We start from the raw sequence: 15,560 nt of genomic DNA on the forward strand, positions 1-15,560 counted from the left end.
GGGATGCCCATGTCGAGCGTCGAACCGCTGAAGGCCCGCCGGCTCTACCTGCTCTTGCGCGACCGCATCCTCAGCGGCGAGGCGAGCCCGGAGAGCCGTCTGCCGAGCGAGCCGGCGCTGGCCTCCACCTATGGCGTGTCCCGCGTCACCGTGCGCCGCGCGCTCGATGAACTGGCCCGCGAGGGCCTCATCGAGCGCCGCCCCGGCTCCGGCACCTTCGTCAGCGGCAATGCCGCTTCCGCGCCCATGGTGGCGGACTTCTCCAACGTGCTCACGCATCTGGTGGAGATGGGCCGGCGCACCGGCGTGAAGCTGCTTTCCTTCGGCTATCTCGCGCCGACGCCCGCGCTGGCGGAAGAGCTGAAGCTGGAGGCGGGCGAGCGGGTGCAGCGCTCAGTGCGCGTGCGCCTCATCGACGGCCAGCCCTTCTCCTATCTGGTCACCCACGTTCCCGAGCGCATCGGCATTTCCTATTCGGAGGCGGATCTGGCCTCCACCCCCCTGCTGGAACTGCTGGAACGCTCCGGCCTTGCCGCCGAGCGGGCGAGCCAGACCATCGGCGCGGCGCTCGCCGGCCCGGAGGTGGCGCAGGCGCTGGATCTTGAGATCGGCGCGGCGCTGCTGTCCATGACCCGTGTGGTCTATGAGCCCTCCGGGCGCGGGATCGAGCACCTGCAGGCGCTCTACCGGCCGGACCGCTATTCCTTCCATCTCGATCTTGTCCGCACGGGCGATGTGGGCGAGAGGCGCTGGGCGCCGGTCGCCGTTCCGCGCGGTCTCGAAACCAAGGCCGCAGCCAAAGCACCGGCCAATCAGAAAAGACGCCCGAAAAGGGCCGATCCTCAGAGGAGAACTGCGAGATGACCATCTGGACGACGCCTCTCGGCCGTCGTGCGGTCCTGAAGGGCAGCACGGCAGCGCTTGCGACCCTCGCCATGCCCGCCATCGTGCGCGGTGCTGAGCCCGCGCCCATCAAGGTGGGCGTGCTCCAGCCGGTCACCGGCGCGCTGGCCATGGATGGTGAATATGGCCGCACCGGTGCCGAATTCGCCATCGCCGCCGTGAACGCGGCGGGCGGCATCAAGTCGCTCGGCGGCGCCAAGCTTGAGATGGTGTTCGGCGATGCCCGATCGAACCCCGAGGCGGGCACGCAGGAAGTGGAGCGGATGCAGGGCGAGGGCGTGGTGGCCGTCGTCGGCGGCTTCGCCAGCGGCATCTGCCTTGCCGCCAGCCAGACCGCTGCGCGCTATGACCTGCCCTATCTCGTGGACGTGGGCGTCTCGGATCAGATCGTCCAGCGCGGCCTCAAGAACACCTTCCGCTTCGGCCCCGGCTTCGGCGTCTGCACACGGTCGGCCCTCGATAATCTCGCCCGCATCAACGAGGCCGCCGGCAAGCCGGCCAAGACCGTCGTGCTGGTGCACGAGGATGGCTTGTTCGGCAGTGGCCTCGCCAAGGTGATGCAGGCGGAACTGCCCAAGCTCGGCTTCGAGATCCTCGACACCATTCCGGTGCCGACCCCCTCGCGTGATCTGTCCAACGTGGTGCTGCGCCTGCGCTCGCTGAACCCGGACATCGTGATGCCGAGCACCTACTACGGCGAGACGGTGCTGCTCGCCCGCACCATGCAGCAGCAGCGCGTGCGGCCGAAGGCGGTCTATGGCGTGCTGAACGGCGCCGCCTCCAACATGCGCTTCGTGAAGGAATTCCCCGAAGCCGCCGACAAGATCATGGACTGCAATCACTGGTACGACCCGCGCAAGGCAGGCGCCCAGGCGCTGCTGAAGGCGGTGGCGGATGCCGGCAAGGGCTGGAACTACAACCTGCCCATGAACTATTCCTGCGTCGGCCTGCTGGCGGACGCGCTGGAGCGCGCCGGCTCCACGGACCGCGCCAAGGTGATCGACGCGCTTGCCGCCTCCACCTGGGCGGACCATGTGATGCCCTACGGCCCCACCAAGTTCGTGGACGGCCAGAACCAGGGCGCGGCTCCGGTCTCGCTTCAGGTGCAGAACGGTGCCATCCGCGTCGTCTATCCGGAGGCCTTCTCCGACGCCAAGGCCATCTTCCCGGTCCGGTCCTGATCCCCGTGGCGCCGGAGCGATCCGGCGCCGTCCCCTCGATGCACCGGCCCATGGGCCGGTCAGCGAGCGCTGGATGATTTGATGTATTCGCTCCCCATCCTTCTGGAAGCCACGGTGAACGGGCTGCTCACCGGCGCGATCTACGCGCTGGTGGCGCTCGGTCTAACGCTTGTCTATGGCGTCCTGCACATCATCAATTTCGCCCATGGCGCGTTCCTGACGCTGGCCATGTTCGCGGTATGGATCGCCTTCAGCGTCTTCGGGCTCGATCCGTATCTGGCCATTCCCGTGCTGGCGCTGCTGTTCTTCGCCGTCGGCTATGGCACGCAGCGCTATGTGATCGGCCCGGCGAGCCATGGGGATGACGGCAATATCCTGCTGGTGACGCTCGGCCTCTCCATAGTGCTGGAGAATGTGCTGCTGGCACTGTTCCGCGCCGATACGCGCACCATCGCCACCGATTATGCCTTCGACGTGTTCGAGGTGGGCCCGATGCTCATCTCCCGTGCGCGGCTCTATGGCTTCCTTGCCGCCATGGTGGTGGCGGTGCTGCTGTGGCTGCTGCTGGCCCGCACCGACACCGGCAAGGCCATCCGCGCCGTCGCCAAGGAGAAGCTGGGCGCGAGTCTCGTCGGCATCAATGTGAAGCACATCTTCGCCGTGACCTTCGGCATCGGTTGCGCGACGCTCGCTATCGCCGCCTGCCTGCTGATGCCCATCTTCTATGTGAACCCGCGCGTCGGTCAGGCCTTCGTGCTGGTGGCCTTCACCATCGTGGTGCTGGGCGGCATGGGCTCCATTCCCGGCGCGGTCATCGGCGGGCTGTTCATCGGCGTGGTGGAGAGCCTCACAGGCCTCTTCCTCGGCGACAGCCTGGGCCAGATCGGCATCTTCCTCATCTTCATCCTTGTCCTGCTGCTGCGGCCCAGCGGCCTGTTCGGAGCCCGGGCCTGATGACGCGCGGCATCCTCCCCCTTCTCGCCCTTGTGGTACTCATCGCGGCGCTGCCGCTGGTGACGGCCTCCAACACGGCCATCAATTTCGTCGTCTTCGTGCTCATCATCGCTCTGGGCGCGCAGGGCTGGAACCTGCTCGGTGGTGTCGGCGGCCAGTTCTCCTTCGGCCATGCGGCCTTCTTCGGCACGGGCGCCTATGTCTCGGCCGTGCTTCAGGCCCGCTTCGGCGTGAACGCCTGGGTGGCCTTCGCGGCCGGTGTCGCCATGGGCGCGCTGGTGGGCTGGGTCATTGGTTTCCTGAGCTTCCGGGCCGGCCTGCGTGGCTCCTATTTCGCTCTTGTCACGCTCGCATTCGCGGAAGTGTTGCGCATTCTTGCCAATGCCCTGCCCATCACCGGCGGCGGCGCGGGCCTGCTGCTGAAGCTCGATTTGGGCCTCGGCAACTTCCAGTTCTCCAGCCGCGCCGTTTTCCTCTGGATCGCGCTGGCGCTGGTGGCGGCGGGGCTTCTGCTGTGCCGCTGGATCGCGGATTCTCGCTTCGGCGCGCAGCTCGTCGCCGTGCGCGAGAATGAGGATGCGGCGCGCGCGCTCGGCGTCGACGTGCTGAAGGTGAAGCTCAAGGCCATTACCCTTTCCGGCGCGCTCACCGCCGCTGCCGGGGCCTTCTATCTTCAGTATTTCCTCTATCTCGACGCCAACATCGCCTATGGCGTGTGGATCTCGGTGGAGGTGCTGCTGGCGGCCATGGTGGGCGGCCGGGGCACGGTGCTCGGGCCGCTGGTGGGCGCTTTCGCGCTCCATGGCCTCGGCGATGTCACCAAGCAATATGCCGGCGGCATTCCCGGCATCGATCTCGCCGTCTATGGCGCGGTGCTGATCTTCGTGGTGGCCTTCGCCCCCTCGGGCCTCATCGGGCTGGTGCAACGTCTGTTCGCCCGCCGCTCCACGGCCGCGCAGGGAGGCGCATGATGCTGGAGGTCTCCGACATCACCATGCGCTTCGGTGGCCTCGTCGCCATCTCGGACGCCTCCTTGAGCGTGCCGAAGGGCGGGCTCGTGGGGCTCATCGGGCCGAACGGCGCCGGCAAGACGACGCTCTTCACAATCATCGCCGGCTTCCAGATGCCGACCGCTGGCCGCGTGCGGTTCGATGGGGCGGACATCACCAGCCAGCCGGCCCATGTGCGGGCGCAGCACGGCATCGCCCGCACCTTCCAGATCGTCCAGCCCTTTGCCGGGCTGAACGTGCGGGAGAACATCGCGGTGGGCTCCTATCTGCGCCATCCGCGCCGGGCCGATGCCCACGCGAAGGCGGAAGCGGTGGCGGCGCAGGTGGGTCTCGCGGCGGAGCTGGACAAGCCGGCGGCGAGCCTCACGGTTGCCGGACGCAAGAGGCTGGAACTTGCCCGCGCGCTTGCCACCGAGCCCAAGCTCCTGCTGCTGGACGAGGTGCTGGCGGGCCTCAACCCCTCCGAGATCCGCGACATCATTCCGGTGATCGAGGGCATCCGCGCCAGCGGCGTCACCATCCTGATGATCGAGCATGTGATGCAGGCGGTGATGAGCCTGTGCGAGCAGGTCTATGTGCTGGCACAGGGCCGCATGATCGCCCACGGCCCGCCCCGCGAGGTCTGCGCCGATGCGCAGGTGATCGAAGCCTATCTCGGCAAGGGCGCCGCCGGGCGCATCAATGGCGGGGAGGCGGCCCATGCTTGAGGTTCGCGGCCTGCGCGCGGGCTATGGCGCCGTTGAGGTGCTGCGCGGCATCGACCTTCAGGTGAAGGCGGGTGAGATCATCGCCGTGCTCGGCTCCAACGGCGTTGGCAAGACAACGCTGAACAAGGTGCTCTCGGGCGTGCTGCCGCTCAGCGCGGGCGAGGTGACGTTCGAGGGGCGGCGGCTCAATGGCCTGTCGCCGGCGGATATTGTCGAGGCGGGGCTCATCCATGTGCCGGAGGGGCGCAAGATCTTCCCGAACATGAGCGTGCGGGAAAATCTCGAGCTCGGCAGCTATCGTCGTGCCCGTCCGCGCCGCGCGGCCAATCTGGAGCGGGTGTTCACCACCTTCCCCCGCCTGCGCGAGCGCATGACGCAGGCTGCGGGGACGCTCTCCGGCGGCGAGCAGCAGATGGTGGCCATCGGGCGCGGCATGATGGCCGAGCCGAAACTGCTGATCCTCGATGAACCCTCCCTCGGCCTTTCGCCTTTGCTGGTGGAGGAGATGTTCGCGCTCATCCAGCGGCTGAATGCGGGGGGGCTGCCCATCATGCTGGTGGAGCAGAATGTGGTGCAGTCGCTGGAAATGGCGTCGCGCGCCTACATCATCGAGAACGGGCTGGTGACGCTGGAAGGCGCGGCCGCCGACATCCGCAGCGATCCCGAACTCAAGCGCGCCTATCTGGGGCTTTGACATGAGCATCGTCACGCCGGGCGTCGTGCCCGCTTCCGTCCTGCTCAGCGAACCGGCCCCCGAATGGCTGGGCCGCTGGACGCAGTTTGCCGCGGACTTGCGCTTCGAAGACCTGCCGGACGAGGTGATCGCCCGTGCCAAGCTTGTGCTGCTGGACAGCATCGGCGTCATCGCCGCCGGAATGCAAGAGCCGGAGATGGCCGCGCTGGTGGTGCGCCTCGGCGCCCGGCGCGCCGGGAAGGCGGCAGCCATCGGCGCGGGGCAGGGGCTTGATGCGCGCGATGCCGCGCTCGTCAACGGCACCGCCGGCACCATGCTGGAGCTGGACGAGGGCAACCAATATGCCCGCGGCCATCCCGCCATCCATGTGGTGCCGGCCCTGCTGGCGCTGGCGGCGGAGACGGATGTTTCCGGTCCCGAACTCATCGTCGCGCTGGCGCTGGGCTATGAGATCGGCGCGCGCATCGGTATCGCCTCGCGCCTCAAGGTCACCATGCATCCGCATGGCACCTGGGGCACGGTGGGGGCGGCGCTTGGCGTCGCGAAGCTTCATGGGGCGGATGCGGGCGAGATCGGCCGCGCCATCGGTATCGCTTCATCGCTGGGCCTCTCCACCAGCCGCCGCACCATGCTGGAAGGCGCGACGGTGCGGAACTGCTACGCCGGCTTTTCCAACCAGCTCGGTCTCACGGCGTGGGATCTGGCGCAGGCGGGTCTCATGCCCGAGCGCGATGGCATCGGCACCGTCTATGGCACCGTGATCGCGGATGATTTCCGCCCCGAGGTCATGGTGGACGAACTGGGGTCGCGCTGGGAGATCGCCCGCAATTACTTCAAGCGCCACGCGGCCTGTCGCTACACCCACGGCGCGCTGGATGCGCTCATGGGCATCATGGAAGACGCCGGGGGGCTCAATCCGGACAACATCGAGCACATCATAGTGGACACCTATGTGTGGGCCGCCCAGCTCGATCACCCCGCCCCGCAGACCATGCTGGCGGCGAAATTCTCGCTGCCCTTCGCCCTCGCCAGCGCCATCGTGCGCGGGCAGGCGGATGTGGAGGCCTTCCGCGATGCCGCCCGCGCCAATGCTGTGACCCAGGCCCTCGCTGCCCGCGTGGAGGTGCGCGAAGACCCCGCGCTCACCGCCAAGCTGCCGGGCCTGCGCCCGGCGCGCGTCACCGTCATGCTCAAGGGCAACCGCCAATGGACGGCCGAGGTGCTGACCAATCGCGGCGACACCGAAGACCCCTACACGGCGGCGGAAGTGGAAGAGAAGTTCCGCGAACTCGCCGGCCCCGTGTGGCCTACCTCGCGGCTCGAGGCCATCGCCGGGGCGGTTGCCGGCCTCGACAAGGCGCCGACCCTGGCGCCGCTGCTCGATCTTCTGGCCTGAGGCGAAACCGCCTCCGGCTTCTGTTGTGAACGGCGCCGTCCGGCCCATCGCTCCGGACCCCGCCCCTTTGGGAAAGACCTGTGCCATGAGTCTGAAAGCCCGCCTTGCGCAGGAGCGCGTCCTGCCCGCGCCGGGCATCTATGATGCCCTCACGGCTTCGCTCGCGGCCGCCGCCGGCTTCGAGGCCCTGTATCTCTCCGGCGCCGCCATTGCCTATACGCGCCTCGGGCGGCCGGACATCGGCCTCGTCTCCATGACCGAGGTGGCCGAGGTGATCGCACTGGTTCGCGACCGCGTGCCGACGCCAGTGATTGTCGATGCGGACAATGGCTATGGCAACGCGCTGAACGTGCAGCGCACGGTGCGGACCTTCGAGCGGGCGGGCGCAAGCGCCCTCCAGCTTGAGGATCAGACCATGCCCAAGCGCTGCGGCCATTTGCAGGACAAGAGCCTGATCAGCACCGCCGAGATGATCGGTAAGATCAAGGCCGCAGTGGACGCGCGGACCAGTGAGGAGACGCTCATCATCGCCCGAACCGATGCGGTGGCGGTGGAGGGCTTCGAGCCGGCCATCGAGCGCGCCCGGCTCTATGCGGAAGCCGGCGCGGACGTACTGTTCGTGGAGGCGCCGCGCTCGCAGGACCAGCTTGCCGCCGTCACGCGGGCGCTGGGCAATGGCTTGCCCTTGCTCGTGAACATGGTGGAAGGCGGCGACACGCCGCTCGCGACCACCGAGGAACTGGGCGAGCTCGGCTTCAAGATCGTGATCTTCCCGGGCGGAATCGTGCGCGCGCTCGCCCGCACGGCGCAAGCCTATTACCGCTCGCTCTTCACCAATGGCAGCAACGAGCCGTTCCGCGAGCACATGTTCGATTTCTCCGCCCTCAACGGCCTCATCGGCACCGCCGACCTGCTGGCCCAAGGGCGTGAGTATGATGTCTTCGGCGCGGCTCTGGCCGATGCGCCGCTCACCAGGAAAGCCGCGCGATGACCGCCATCGACCCCGTCACACTCGCCGTCCTGAAGGGGCGGCTGGAGCAGATCGCCGACGAGATGGATGCGACGCTCTACCGCTCCGCTTTCAATCCCATCATCGCCGAGGCCCGTGACGCCTGCCACGGCCTCTATCATGCGGAAACCGGCGACACGCTGGTGCAGGGCACCAAGGGCCTGCCGATCTTCGTGGGCGCGATGGCCTTCGCGGTGCGGGCGGTGATCGAGAAGGTGGCGCGCGACGGCGACCTCCAGCCGGGCGACAGCTTCCTGTTCAACGACCCCTATGCGGGCGGCACGCATCTGAACGATTTCCGCCTCGTGCGGCCGATCTTCCGGGGCGGCAAGCTCTATTGCTGGCTGGCCTCCGTGGGCCACTGGCTGGACATCGGCGGCAATGTCCCCGGCGGCTTCAACGCGCGGGCGACGGAGAGCTTCCAGGAAGGCGTGCGCATTCCGCCCGTGAAGCTGTTCAAGGCCGGCGTGCTCAATCACGACATCATCGAGATACTCTCGGCCAATTCCCGCGTGCCGGTCTCCAACTATGGCGACCTCAACGGCCAATTGAACGCGCTCGATCTCGGTGAGCGGCGGCTGGCGGAACTGCTCGACGCCTATGGCGAGAACATCGTGGCGCAGGCCTTCGATGCCTTCTCCGACCGCGCCGAGGCCATGATGCGCGCCGCCATCCGCGCCCTGCCGGACGGCATCTATTCGTTCGAGGATTATCTCGACAATGACGGCATCACGCCGGACCGCCTGACCATCGCCCTCGACCTGACGGTGGACGGCGAAAAGATGACGCTCGATTTCTCGCGCTCCTCCGCCCCCTGCGCAGGGCCGCTCAACATCGCCTATTCCACGGCGGCGGCCTGCTGCTATGTGGCGCTGAAGCACGTCTTCACCGACGTTCCGGCCAATGCCGGGTGCCTCAGGCCCATCACCTTCGTCATCCCCGAGACGACGCTGCTGGGTGTGAAGCCGCCCAAGCCCGTGGGCGGCTATACGGAGACGATCCTGCGCGTCATCGGCGTCGTCTTCGGCGCGCTGGCCAAGGCTGACCCCGCCCGCGCCACGGCCGCGCCCTTCGGGACCATCAACGCCCTCTCGCTCGCCGGCCACCGGCCGGATGGATCGCGCTGGGTGATGTTCTCCTTCTTCGGCGGCGGCCTCGGCGGCAATCCGGAGAGCGATGGCCTCAGCCACGCCAACAACCCCATTTCCATGGCCACCATTCCGCCGGCCGAGATTTTGGAAGCCGCCTATCCCGTGCTGTTCACCCAGTGGGCGCTGCGGCCGGATTCCGCTGGCGCTGGCGCCCATCGCGGCGGCCTCGGCGCGGTCTATGAGATCGAGCCGCTCACCGATGCGGATGTGTTTCTGCTCGGCGAGCGCGGCATCTATCCCCCCTTCGGGGTGGCTGGCGGCACGCCCGCCGCGCTGAACGTCTTCTCGTGGGAGACCGAGGATGGCGAGCGCTCGCCCCCGCTCGCCTCCAAGGTGACGGACGTGAAGGTGCGCGCCGGCCAGCGCGTGCGCCTGGAAACCCCCGGCGGTGGCGGCTACGGCGACCCCAAGGACCGCAAGCGCGAGGATGTGGAGCGCGATGTCCGGCAGGGCCTCGTGAGCGTTGAAGCCGCCCGCACCCTCTATGGCGTCGAGATCACGCCGGACACCACCATTCCGGCGCAGGGAGCAGCCGCATGAACGCCCATACCGCAACCCCTGAGGCCAAGCCCGCGCCGGTGGTCGGCGTGGATGTGGGCGGCACCTTCACCGACCTCTTCTTCTTCGATGCCGCCGCCGGCCGCTTCCGCACCGCCAAGGTGCCGTCCAATCGCGGCGACGAGGCCGTGGGCTTCCTGGAAGGGCTGAAGACCTTCGGCCCGGTGGCCCAGCTCGGCTCCATCGTCCACGGCACCACGGTGGGCACCAATGCTCTTCTGGAGCGCAAGGGCGCGCGCACGGCGCTCATCACCACGCGCGGCTTCCGCGATGTGCTGGAGATGCGCCGCCGCGACCGCCTGCACACGTGGGGCCTATGGGGCGATTTCGTGCCCGTCATTCCCCGCGACATGCGCTTCGAGGTGAGCGAGCGCGTGCTGGCGGACGGCTCCGTGCGCACGGCCCTCGATATCGAGGAAGTAAAGGCGGCCACCAAGGCGGCGTTGGCGCAGGGCGCGGAGGCGATCGCCATCGTCTTCATCAATGCCTATGCCAATCCCGCACATGAGCTGGCGGCTCTGGAGGCGGTCCGGGCCCTGTGGCCGAACGAGAACATCGCCTGCTCGGCGCAGATCCTGCCCGAGATCCGCGAGTTCGAGCGCACCTCCACCACGGCACTCAATGCCTATCTCCAGCCGGTGGTGGGCAGCTATCTGAAGAAGCTCGACGACGCGCTGGTGGGCGAGGGCTTCACGGGTCGCTTCCACATCGTGCAGTCGAGCGGCGGCGTCATGTCCACCGTCACCGCCCGCAAGCTGCCGGTGCGCACCGCGCTCTCCGGCCCTGCGGCGGGCGTCATCGCGGCGGCGGCCATTGCGGAAGCCGCGGGCTATCCGGATATCATCACTGGCGATCTCGGGGGCACCTCGTTTGACGTGTCGCTGGTGGCCGGCGGCAAGACGGCGCTGGCGGCACAGACCACCATCGACTTCGGCCTCGTCATCCGCACGCCGATGATCGAGATCACCACCATCGGCGCCGGCGGCGGCTCCATCGCTTATGTGGATGCCGGCGGCATGTTGCAGGTGGGGCCTGAGAGCGCCGGCTCCCGGCCCGGCCCGGTGGCCTATGGGCAGGGCAACACCCGCCCGACGCTCACCGATGCCAACATCGTGCTCGGCCGCATCAATGCGGAGCGGCCCATCGGCGGCAAGCTGGCGCGGCTCGACGTGGAGGCGGCGAAGGCGGCCATTGACACTCATGTGGCCAAGCCCCTCGGCCTCGGCGTCATGGAAGCGGCGGAAGCCATCGTCCGCATCGCCGACGGGCGGATGGCGGGCGCCATCCGCCTCGTCTCCATCGAGCGCGGGCATGATCCGGCGACCTTCGCGGCCGTGCCCTTCGGTGGCGGCGGTGCACTCCATGCGGGCGCGCTCATCAAGGATGTGGGCCTCAAGGCGGCGCTGGTGCCGCGCTATCCGGGCGTCACCTCGGCGCTGGGCTGTGTGATCGCCGACATCCGCCACGATCAGGTGCAGACGGTGAATCTCACCGTGGATGCCCTCGATCCCGTGGCGCTCGACGCCCGCATGGTGGAGGAAGCCGCCGCCGCCCGCGCGGTGGTGGAGGCCGCAGGCCTTGCGGTGGAGCGCATCGACACCGTGTTCGAGCTGGACATGCACTATGTCGGCCAGACGCACACGGTCTCCGTGCCGCTGCCCGTCGAGGTGGAGAACGGCACCACGGGCATCGACCGGGCGACCATCGCGACCGCTTTCGATGCCGCCTATCAGGCCTCCTTCAGCCGCCTGCTGCCCGGCGTGCCGGCCAAGATCGTGAACCTGCGCACCGCCGCCATCGGCCGTCGTCCGCACTTCGATCTCAAGGCGTTGGCGCCGGAGGCCGGGGCGACGGTGGACGGCGCCAGGCGCGGTTCGCGGCCGGTCTGGTTCGCCGGAGCCTGGCACGAGGCGCAGGTCTTCGCCCGTCTCGAACTGCCGGTGGGCGCGACCATTCCCGGTCCCGCCGTTCTGGAGCAGCCCGACGCCACGACGCTGGTCGACCCCGATCTCGTCGCTCGCGTCGATGCGCTGGGCAACGTCATCGTGGAGCGCGCGTGATGCACGAAGCCATCCCGTTCTCACAGACGGCGCTGGTGCTCGTCGATCTCCAGAACGACTTCATCGACCCGAAGGGCGCCTATGGAAGGGCGGGGCAGGGGGCGGCGGCCATCGCCGCCCTTCCCGATCGGCTGGCGCCACTGGCGGATGCCATGCGGGCGAAGGGCGGGTGGATCGTCTCCACCCATTTCACGCTCGTCCCCGCCAAGGGTGGCGAACCGCTGATCTCGCCGCATCTCAAGGAATTGCGGCCCTTCCTCGCCAAGGGCGACTTCCTGCCGGGAAGCTGGGGCCACCAACTGGTGGATCGCCTCGGGCCGTCTGATCTGTCGGTGGAGAAGATCGCCTATTCGGCCTTCTACATGACGCGGCTCGAGTGGGTGCTGCGGAAGTGCGACATCCGCCGGCTCATCGTCGGCGGCATCGTCACCAATGGCGGCGTCGCCTCGACCGTGCGCGATGCCCATGTGCGGGACTTCGACGTGAGCGTGCTCTCCGACGGCAGCGCCGCTTTCTCGGACGAGGTGCACCAGACCGCCATCGCAGCGCTGAAGCCGGTCTGCACGGTTACGACTATTGCCGAGGTGATGGGTGAGGTCGGTGCGGCCTGAAAGGTCAGGGCTTCCGGTCCCGGACATGCTCCGGACGGAAGCCCAGCCCTACCAACCGCCCCGCGAGATGAGCGAGCAGCGGCCAGCGGGCAATGGTGCGCACGAAGGCGGGCGGGCCTGAAGACCGGCGGGCGTCCGTCTCGCGCTTGCGCCGGTCCTTCTGCATCATCAGCTGGAGCTTCTGCGTCGCCTTGGTCGGGAAGGTCCGGCGCTTCTGCACGGCGGCGAGCGCCGCCTCATCCACGGCGCCCTTGAGCAGCGGCGCGGTGAGGATGTTGGCCGCCGCTACCGCATCCTGAATGGCGAGGTTCACGCCCACGCCGCCAATGGGCGACATGGCGTGCGCGGCGTCGCCGATGCACAGCAGCCCCGGCTTCCACCATTGCGTCAGCCGGTCGATGCGCACCTGAAGCAGCGAAACGTCCGTCCAGTCCCGCACCTCGTCCATGCGGGAGGCGGGCAGGGGAGAGACGGCCGCCACCGTCGCCCGGAAGGCGTCGAGCCCGGCGCGCTTCACTTCGTCGAAACTGCCCTTCTTCAGCACATAGCCGCACTGCCAATAGTCGCCCCGGTCGATCATCACGAACCCTTGCCGGGGGCCGGCGTGACCCATGGTGTAGGGCGGATCGTCGCTCTGACGGGACAGCTTCATCCACAGCACATCGCGCGGACTGCCGAATGCCTCCACCGCGAGCCCGGCCTTCGCCCGCACCCGCGAATGGCGCCCGTCGGCCGCCACCACGAGACCAGCCCTTATCTCCATGGGGGCGCCATCACAGGTGGCCCTGAGGCCCACCACGCGCCCGTTCTCCTCGATGAGGTCCTCCACGGCGGTGGACATGAGCAACTGGAACGAGGGATAGCGCGCCGCCTGGCGCGCCACATAATCGAGAAAATCCCACTGCGGCATGAAGGCGATGAAGCGGCAGCGGGTGGGCAGGCGGGAGAAATCGGCGAGCGTCACATCCGTGCCGCCGATCTCCGCATGAAGCTTCGGCGCCTGTGTATGCGGCAGCTTCAGCAGGCCCTCCAGAAGGCCGATCTCGTGCATCACCTCCAGCGTGGAGGGGTGGATGGTGTCGCCCCGGAAATCCCGCAGGAAATCCTTGTGCTTCTCGAGGACGATGACCTCGACGCCCGCCCGCGCCAGCAGCAGCCCGAGCATGAGCCCGGCTGGCCCCGCCCCCACGATGGCGCAGCGGGCGGTAAAGACGGTGGGGCAGGGAAGGGGATCGGTCATGCGGCGCAAGATGGCCTCTGTCTGCGGGGCCCGCAACTGGCCCTATGGCCCGTTGGGCTGATCGGCGAAGTCGCCCGCTCGCCGCTTCGGTCTGTTGAACGAAACGACCCGCGCCGGATGCGGCACGGTTCAAGACCGGAAGGGATGTCGGAGGTCATGGTTTCCCGGAAAGGGAGACGCTTCATGACCCCATCCCCCCTGATCGAACCCGCGCAGTGCGCGCTCATCCTCGTCGACCAGCAGGCCGGTCTGGCCTTCGCCTCCGGATCTGCGGATGCGCAGATGCTGCGCAACAACGGCCTTGCCGCGGCAAAGACCGCCGTCGCCTTCGGCCTGCCGATCGTCGTCTCCACCTCGGCAAGCAAGGTCTATAGCGGGCCGCTCATGCCCGCCTTTCGCGCCGTGCTGCCCGATGTGGCACCCATCGAGCGTCGAAACATGAACTTGTGGGAAGATGAGGCCGCCCATGCTGCGGTCGTCGCCACCGGCCGCAAGACGCTCATCTTCGCCGGGCTTCTGGCGGAGGCGTGCATCAGCTTTCCCGTGCTCTCCGCTCTCGCCGACGGCTACCGCGTGTTCGTGGTGGCCGACGCCTGCGGCGGACTGACGGCGACGAGCCACGATCTGGCGCTCCGGCGTCTTGAGGCGGCGGGCGCGACCCTCACCTCCTGGCTTCAGATGCTGCTCGAACTCCAGCGCGACTGGACCCGCCACGACACCTATGAAGCCGCGCGCGCCATCGTCGTGGAGCATGGCGGAGGCTACGGCACGGGCCTCGCCTATGCGCGGGACATGATCAAGCCGGCCTGATCCTCGCGTGCGGGTCCGGCGCCATCGCGCGGCGCCGGACGGCGCCCCCGGCCTGCCCCCCTATCCATCATCCCGATCCTGTGGAGAGCCTCCTATGACTGACGCCGCAATCCGACCGACCGTCGTTCTCGTGCACGGAGCCTGGGCGGACGCCTCGAGCTGGCGCGCCGTGATCCGTCTCCTGCAGCAGCGGGGCATCGACGTGGTGGCGGTTCAGAACCCCACCACCTCGCTTGATGCCGATGTCGCCGCGACCCGCTTGACCCTCGACAGTATCGCAGGGCCGGTCGTGCTCGCGGGCCATAGCTGGGGCGGTACCGTCATCAGCGAAGCTGGCAACGACCCGAAGGTGAAGGCATTGGTCTATGTGGCAGCCTTCGCGCCGGATGCCGGCCAGTCCACGGGCGATCAGGTGCGGGCGCATGCGGCCCCTCCCGGGCTCGGCGGCGTCGTGCCCTTCGGCGAGCACTTCCTGAAGATGAGCCCGGAAAGCTGGATCGCCAACGTGGCGCAGGATCTGCCGGAGGAAGAGGCCCGCATCCTTGCGGCCGTCCAGACCCCGCTCGCGCTCGTCACCTTCGAGGACAAGGTGAAGACCCCCGCCTGGAAGGACCGTCCGTGCTGGTACGTCCTGTCGACGCAGGACCGCGCCGTCAGCGTCGATCTTCAGCGCGCGCTCAGCACACAGCTCAAGGCCCGGACCGTCGAGCTGCCGGCGAGCCACATGTCCCTCATGTCCCACCCCGAGGCCGTCGCCGGGGCGATCCAGGAGGCGATGGCGGCGGTGTCTGCGGCCTAGATCAGGAAGGCGCCGGACAAGCTTGCGACTCGCGCTTCACGTCCCGTCGTCGCACATGTTCGACGGGACGGGGCTGTCTCACGGGCGGGGACGGCATCGACCTCCGTTCGGTGGCCGATGCCCCCAGAGGATCGACGTCCGTCGAAACACCTTCCGTCCAGTCCGGCAATCAGCGATCCTCTAGAGAAAGGGGCGCAGCGTCACGCCGTCTGCCGGTGCAGAGCGGGTGCTGTGGCGCGTGTTACGACAAACCGGCCCGACGTGTGACGCGCAGGATCGGGTGTCATCCGGGGCGATGTCGCGGGATTAGGCGGGATCTGCCGGGAATGGGCGGGAAGGCCTTGCGGTGAAAGGGACGGCGCGAGCGGCGCCTTCCGTGACCTGCGAAACGCGCCGCGCAGGATCAAATGTCATCCGGCCCGCCGTACTCCCGTCGCGCAAGATCGGATGTCACCTCCGCGCCGCGAAGATATCCCC

The 15,560-nt window shown here is 68.3% G+C and carries 14 protein-coding genes; 13 read left to right on the plus strand and 1 reads right to left on the minus strand.

The features are described 5' to 3' along the window. Positions 1–9: 9 nt before the first annotated feature. The 11 genes from AZC_RS10910 (at position 10) to AZC_RS10960 (ending at position 12,234) form a co-directional block, all read left to right on the plus strand. Positions 10–864: a GntR family transcriptional regulator gene (locus AZC_RS10910; protein WP_043880226.1), complete on the plus strand. Its 855-nt coding sequence runs from the start codon at positions 10–12 to the stop codon at positions 862–864. Then, positions 861–2,084 (plus strand): ABC transporter substrate-binding protein, encoded by a 1,224-nt coding sequence (locus AZC_RS10915; RefSeq protein ID WP_012170636.1) that lies wholly within the window; start codon positions 861–863, stop codon positions 2,082–2,084. Before AZC_RS10910 ends, AZC_RS10915 begins: the two co-directional genes overlap by 4 nt. Before the next feature lie 81 nt (positions 2,085–2,165). Continuing rightward, positions 2,166–3,038 carry a branched-chain amino acid ABC transporter permease gene (locus AZC_RS10920; RefSeq protein WP_043879218.1) on the plus strand — a complete coding sequence of 291 codons (873 nt, stop codon included), beginning with the start codon at positions 2,166–2,168 and terminating at the stop codon, positions 3,036–3,038. Then, a complete protein-coding gene (locus AZC_RS10925; protein WP_012170638.1) occupies positions 3,038–4,009 on the plus strand; it encodes a branched-chain amino acid ABC transporter permease in 972 nt (323 codons plus the stop codon). The genes AZC_RS10920 and AZC_RS10925 overlap by 1 nt, the downstream gene beginning before the upstream one ends. Next, positions 4,009–4,755, plus strand: coding sequence for an ABC transporter ATP-binding protein (locus AZC_RS10930; RefSeq protein WP_043879219.1), 747 nt, complete (start codon positions 4,009–4,011; stop codon positions 4,753–4,755). The genes AZC_RS10925 and AZC_RS10930 overlap by 1 nt, the downstream gene beginning before the upstream one ends. Continuing rightward, entirely contained in the window at positions 4,748–5,449 is a 702-nt protein-coding gene (locus AZC_RS10935; RefSeq protein ID WP_012170640.1) for an ABC transporter ATP-binding protein, read from the plus strand. The genes AZC_RS10930 and AZC_RS10935 overlap by 8 nt, the downstream gene beginning before the upstream one ends. Before the next feature lies 1 nt (position 5,450). Beyond that, positions 5,451–6,845, plus strand: coding sequence for an MmgE/PrpD family protein (locus AZC_RS10940; protein ID WP_012170641.1), 1,395 nt, complete (start codon positions 5,451–5,453; stop codon positions 6,843–6,845). An 85-nt stretch (positions 6,846–6,930) separates the two neighbouring features. Next, a complete protein-coding gene (locus AZC_RS10945; RefSeq protein WP_012170642.1) occupies positions 6,931–7,836 on the plus strand; it encodes an isocitrate lyase/PEP mutase family protein in 906 nt (301 codons plus the stop codon). Then, on the plus strand, positions 7,833–9,545 hold the full coding sequence (locus AZC_RS10950) for a hydantoinase B/oxoprolinase family protein (protein WP_012170643.1): 1,713 nt from the start codon (positions 7,833–7,835) through the stop codon (positions 9,543–9,545). Before AZC_RS10945 ends, AZC_RS10950 begins: the two co-directional genes overlap by 4 nt. After that, positions 9,542–11,623 (plus strand): hydantoinase/oxoprolinase family protein, encoded by a 2,082-nt coding sequence (locus tag AZC_RS10955; RefSeq protein ID WP_012170644.1) that lies wholly within the window; start codon positions 9,542–9,544, stop codon positions 11,621–11,623. Before AZC_RS10950 ends, AZC_RS10955 begins: the two co-directional genes overlap by 4 nt. Continuing rightward, entirely contained in the window at positions 11,623–12,234 is a 612-nt protein-coding gene (locus AZC_RS10960) for a cysteine hydrolase family protein (RefSeq protein WP_043879220.1), read from the plus strand. Before AZC_RS10955 ends, AZC_RS10960 begins: the two co-directional genes overlap by 1 nt. A 4-nt stretch (positions 12,235–12,238) precedes the next feature. Here the strand turns inward: AZC_RS10960 and AZC_RS10965 are convergent, their stop codons facing one another. After that, positions 12,239–13,474 (minus strand): FAD-dependent oxidoreductase, encoded by a 1,236-nt coding sequence (locus tag AZC_RS10965; RefSeq protein WP_043879221.1) that lies wholly within the window; start codon positions 13,472–13,474, stop codon positions 12,239–12,241. Positions 13,475–13,657: 183 nt separating this feature from the next. On the opposite strand from AZC_RS10965, the gene AZC_RS10970 reads away from it, so the two are divergent. Together AZC_RS10970 and AZC_RS10975 are read left to right on the plus strand one after the other, a co-directional pair. Next, positions 13,658–14,284, plus strand: a complete 627-nt coding sequence (locus AZC_RS10970; protein ID WP_043879222.1) for a hydrolase — start codon at positions 13,658–13,660, stop codon at positions 14,282–14,284. Between the two features lie 94 nt (positions 14,285–14,378). Next, positions 14,379–15,083 carry an alpha/beta fold hydrolase gene (locus AZC_RS10975; RefSeq protein WP_052285912.1) on the plus strand — a complete coding sequence of 235 codons (705 nt, stop codon included), beginning with the start codon at positions 14,379–14,381 and terminating at the stop codon, positions 15,081–15,083. Positions 15,084–15,560: the final 477 nt, after the last annotated feature.

It is taken from the genome of Azorhizobium caulinodans ORS 571, assembly GCF_000010525.1.
Lineage (GTDB): Bacteria > Pseudomonadota > Alphaproteobacteria > Rhizobiales > Xanthobacteraceae > Azorhizobium > Azorhizobium caulinodans.

Bases quoted from the DNA above. Each gene is read 5' to 3' on its own strand.
- AZC_RS10910 (WP_043880226.1), top strand. From the start codon at position 10: ATGTCGAGCGTCGAACCGCTGAAGGCCCGCCGGCTCTACCTGCTCTTG.
- AZC_RS10915 (WP_012170636.1), top strand. From the start codon at position 861: ATGACCATCTGGACGACGCCTCTCGGCCGTCGTGCGGTCCTGAAGGGC.
- AZC_RS10920 (WP_043879218.1), top strand. From the start codon at position 2,166: ATGTATTCGCTCCCCATCCTTCTGGAAGCCACGGTGAACGGGCTGCTC.
- AZC_RS10925 (WP_012170638.1), top strand. From the start codon at position 3,038: ATGACGCGCGGCATCCTCCCCCTTCTCGCCCTTGTGGTACTCATCGCG.
- AZC_RS10930 (WP_043879219.1), top strand. From the start codon at position 4,009: ATGCTGGAGGTCTCCGACATCACCATGCGCTTCGGTGGCCTCGTCGCC.
- AZC_RS10935 (WP_012170640.1), top strand. From the start codon at position 4,748: ATGCTTGAGGTTCGCGGCCTGCGCGCGGGCTATGGCGCCGTTGAGGTG.
- AZC_RS10940 (WP_012170641.1), top strand. From the start codon at position 5,451: ATGAGCATCGTCACGCCGGGCGTCGTGCCCGCTTCCGTCCTGCTCAGC.
- AZC_RS10945 (WP_012170642.1), top strand. From the start codon at position 6,931: ATGAGTCTGAAAGCCCGCCTTGCGCAGGAGCGCGTCCTGCCCGCGCCG.
- AZC_RS10950 (WP_012170643.1), top strand. From the start codon at position 7,833: ATGACCGCCATCGACCCCGTCACACTCGCCGTCCTGAAGGGGCGGCTG.
- AZC_RS10955 (WP_012170644.1), top strand. From the start codon at position 9,542: ATGAACGCCCATACCGCAACCCCTGAGGCCAAGCCCGCGCCGGTGGTC.
- AZC_RS10960 (WP_043879220.1), top strand. From the start codon at position 11,623: ATGCACGAAGCCATCCCGTTCTCACAGACGGCGCTGGTGCTCGTCGAT.
- AZC_RS10965 (WP_043879221.1), bottom strand. From the start codon at position 13,474: ATGACCGATCCCCTTCCCTGCCCCACCGTCTTTACCGCCCGCTGCGCC.
- AZC_RS10970 (WP_043879222.1), top strand. From the start codon at position 13,658: ATGACCCCATCCCCCCTGATCGAACCCGCGCAGTGCGCGCTCATCCTC.
- AZC_RS10975 (WP_052285912.1), top strand. From the start codon at position 14,379: ATGACTGACGCCGCAATCCGACCGACCGTCGTTCTCGTGCACGGAGCC.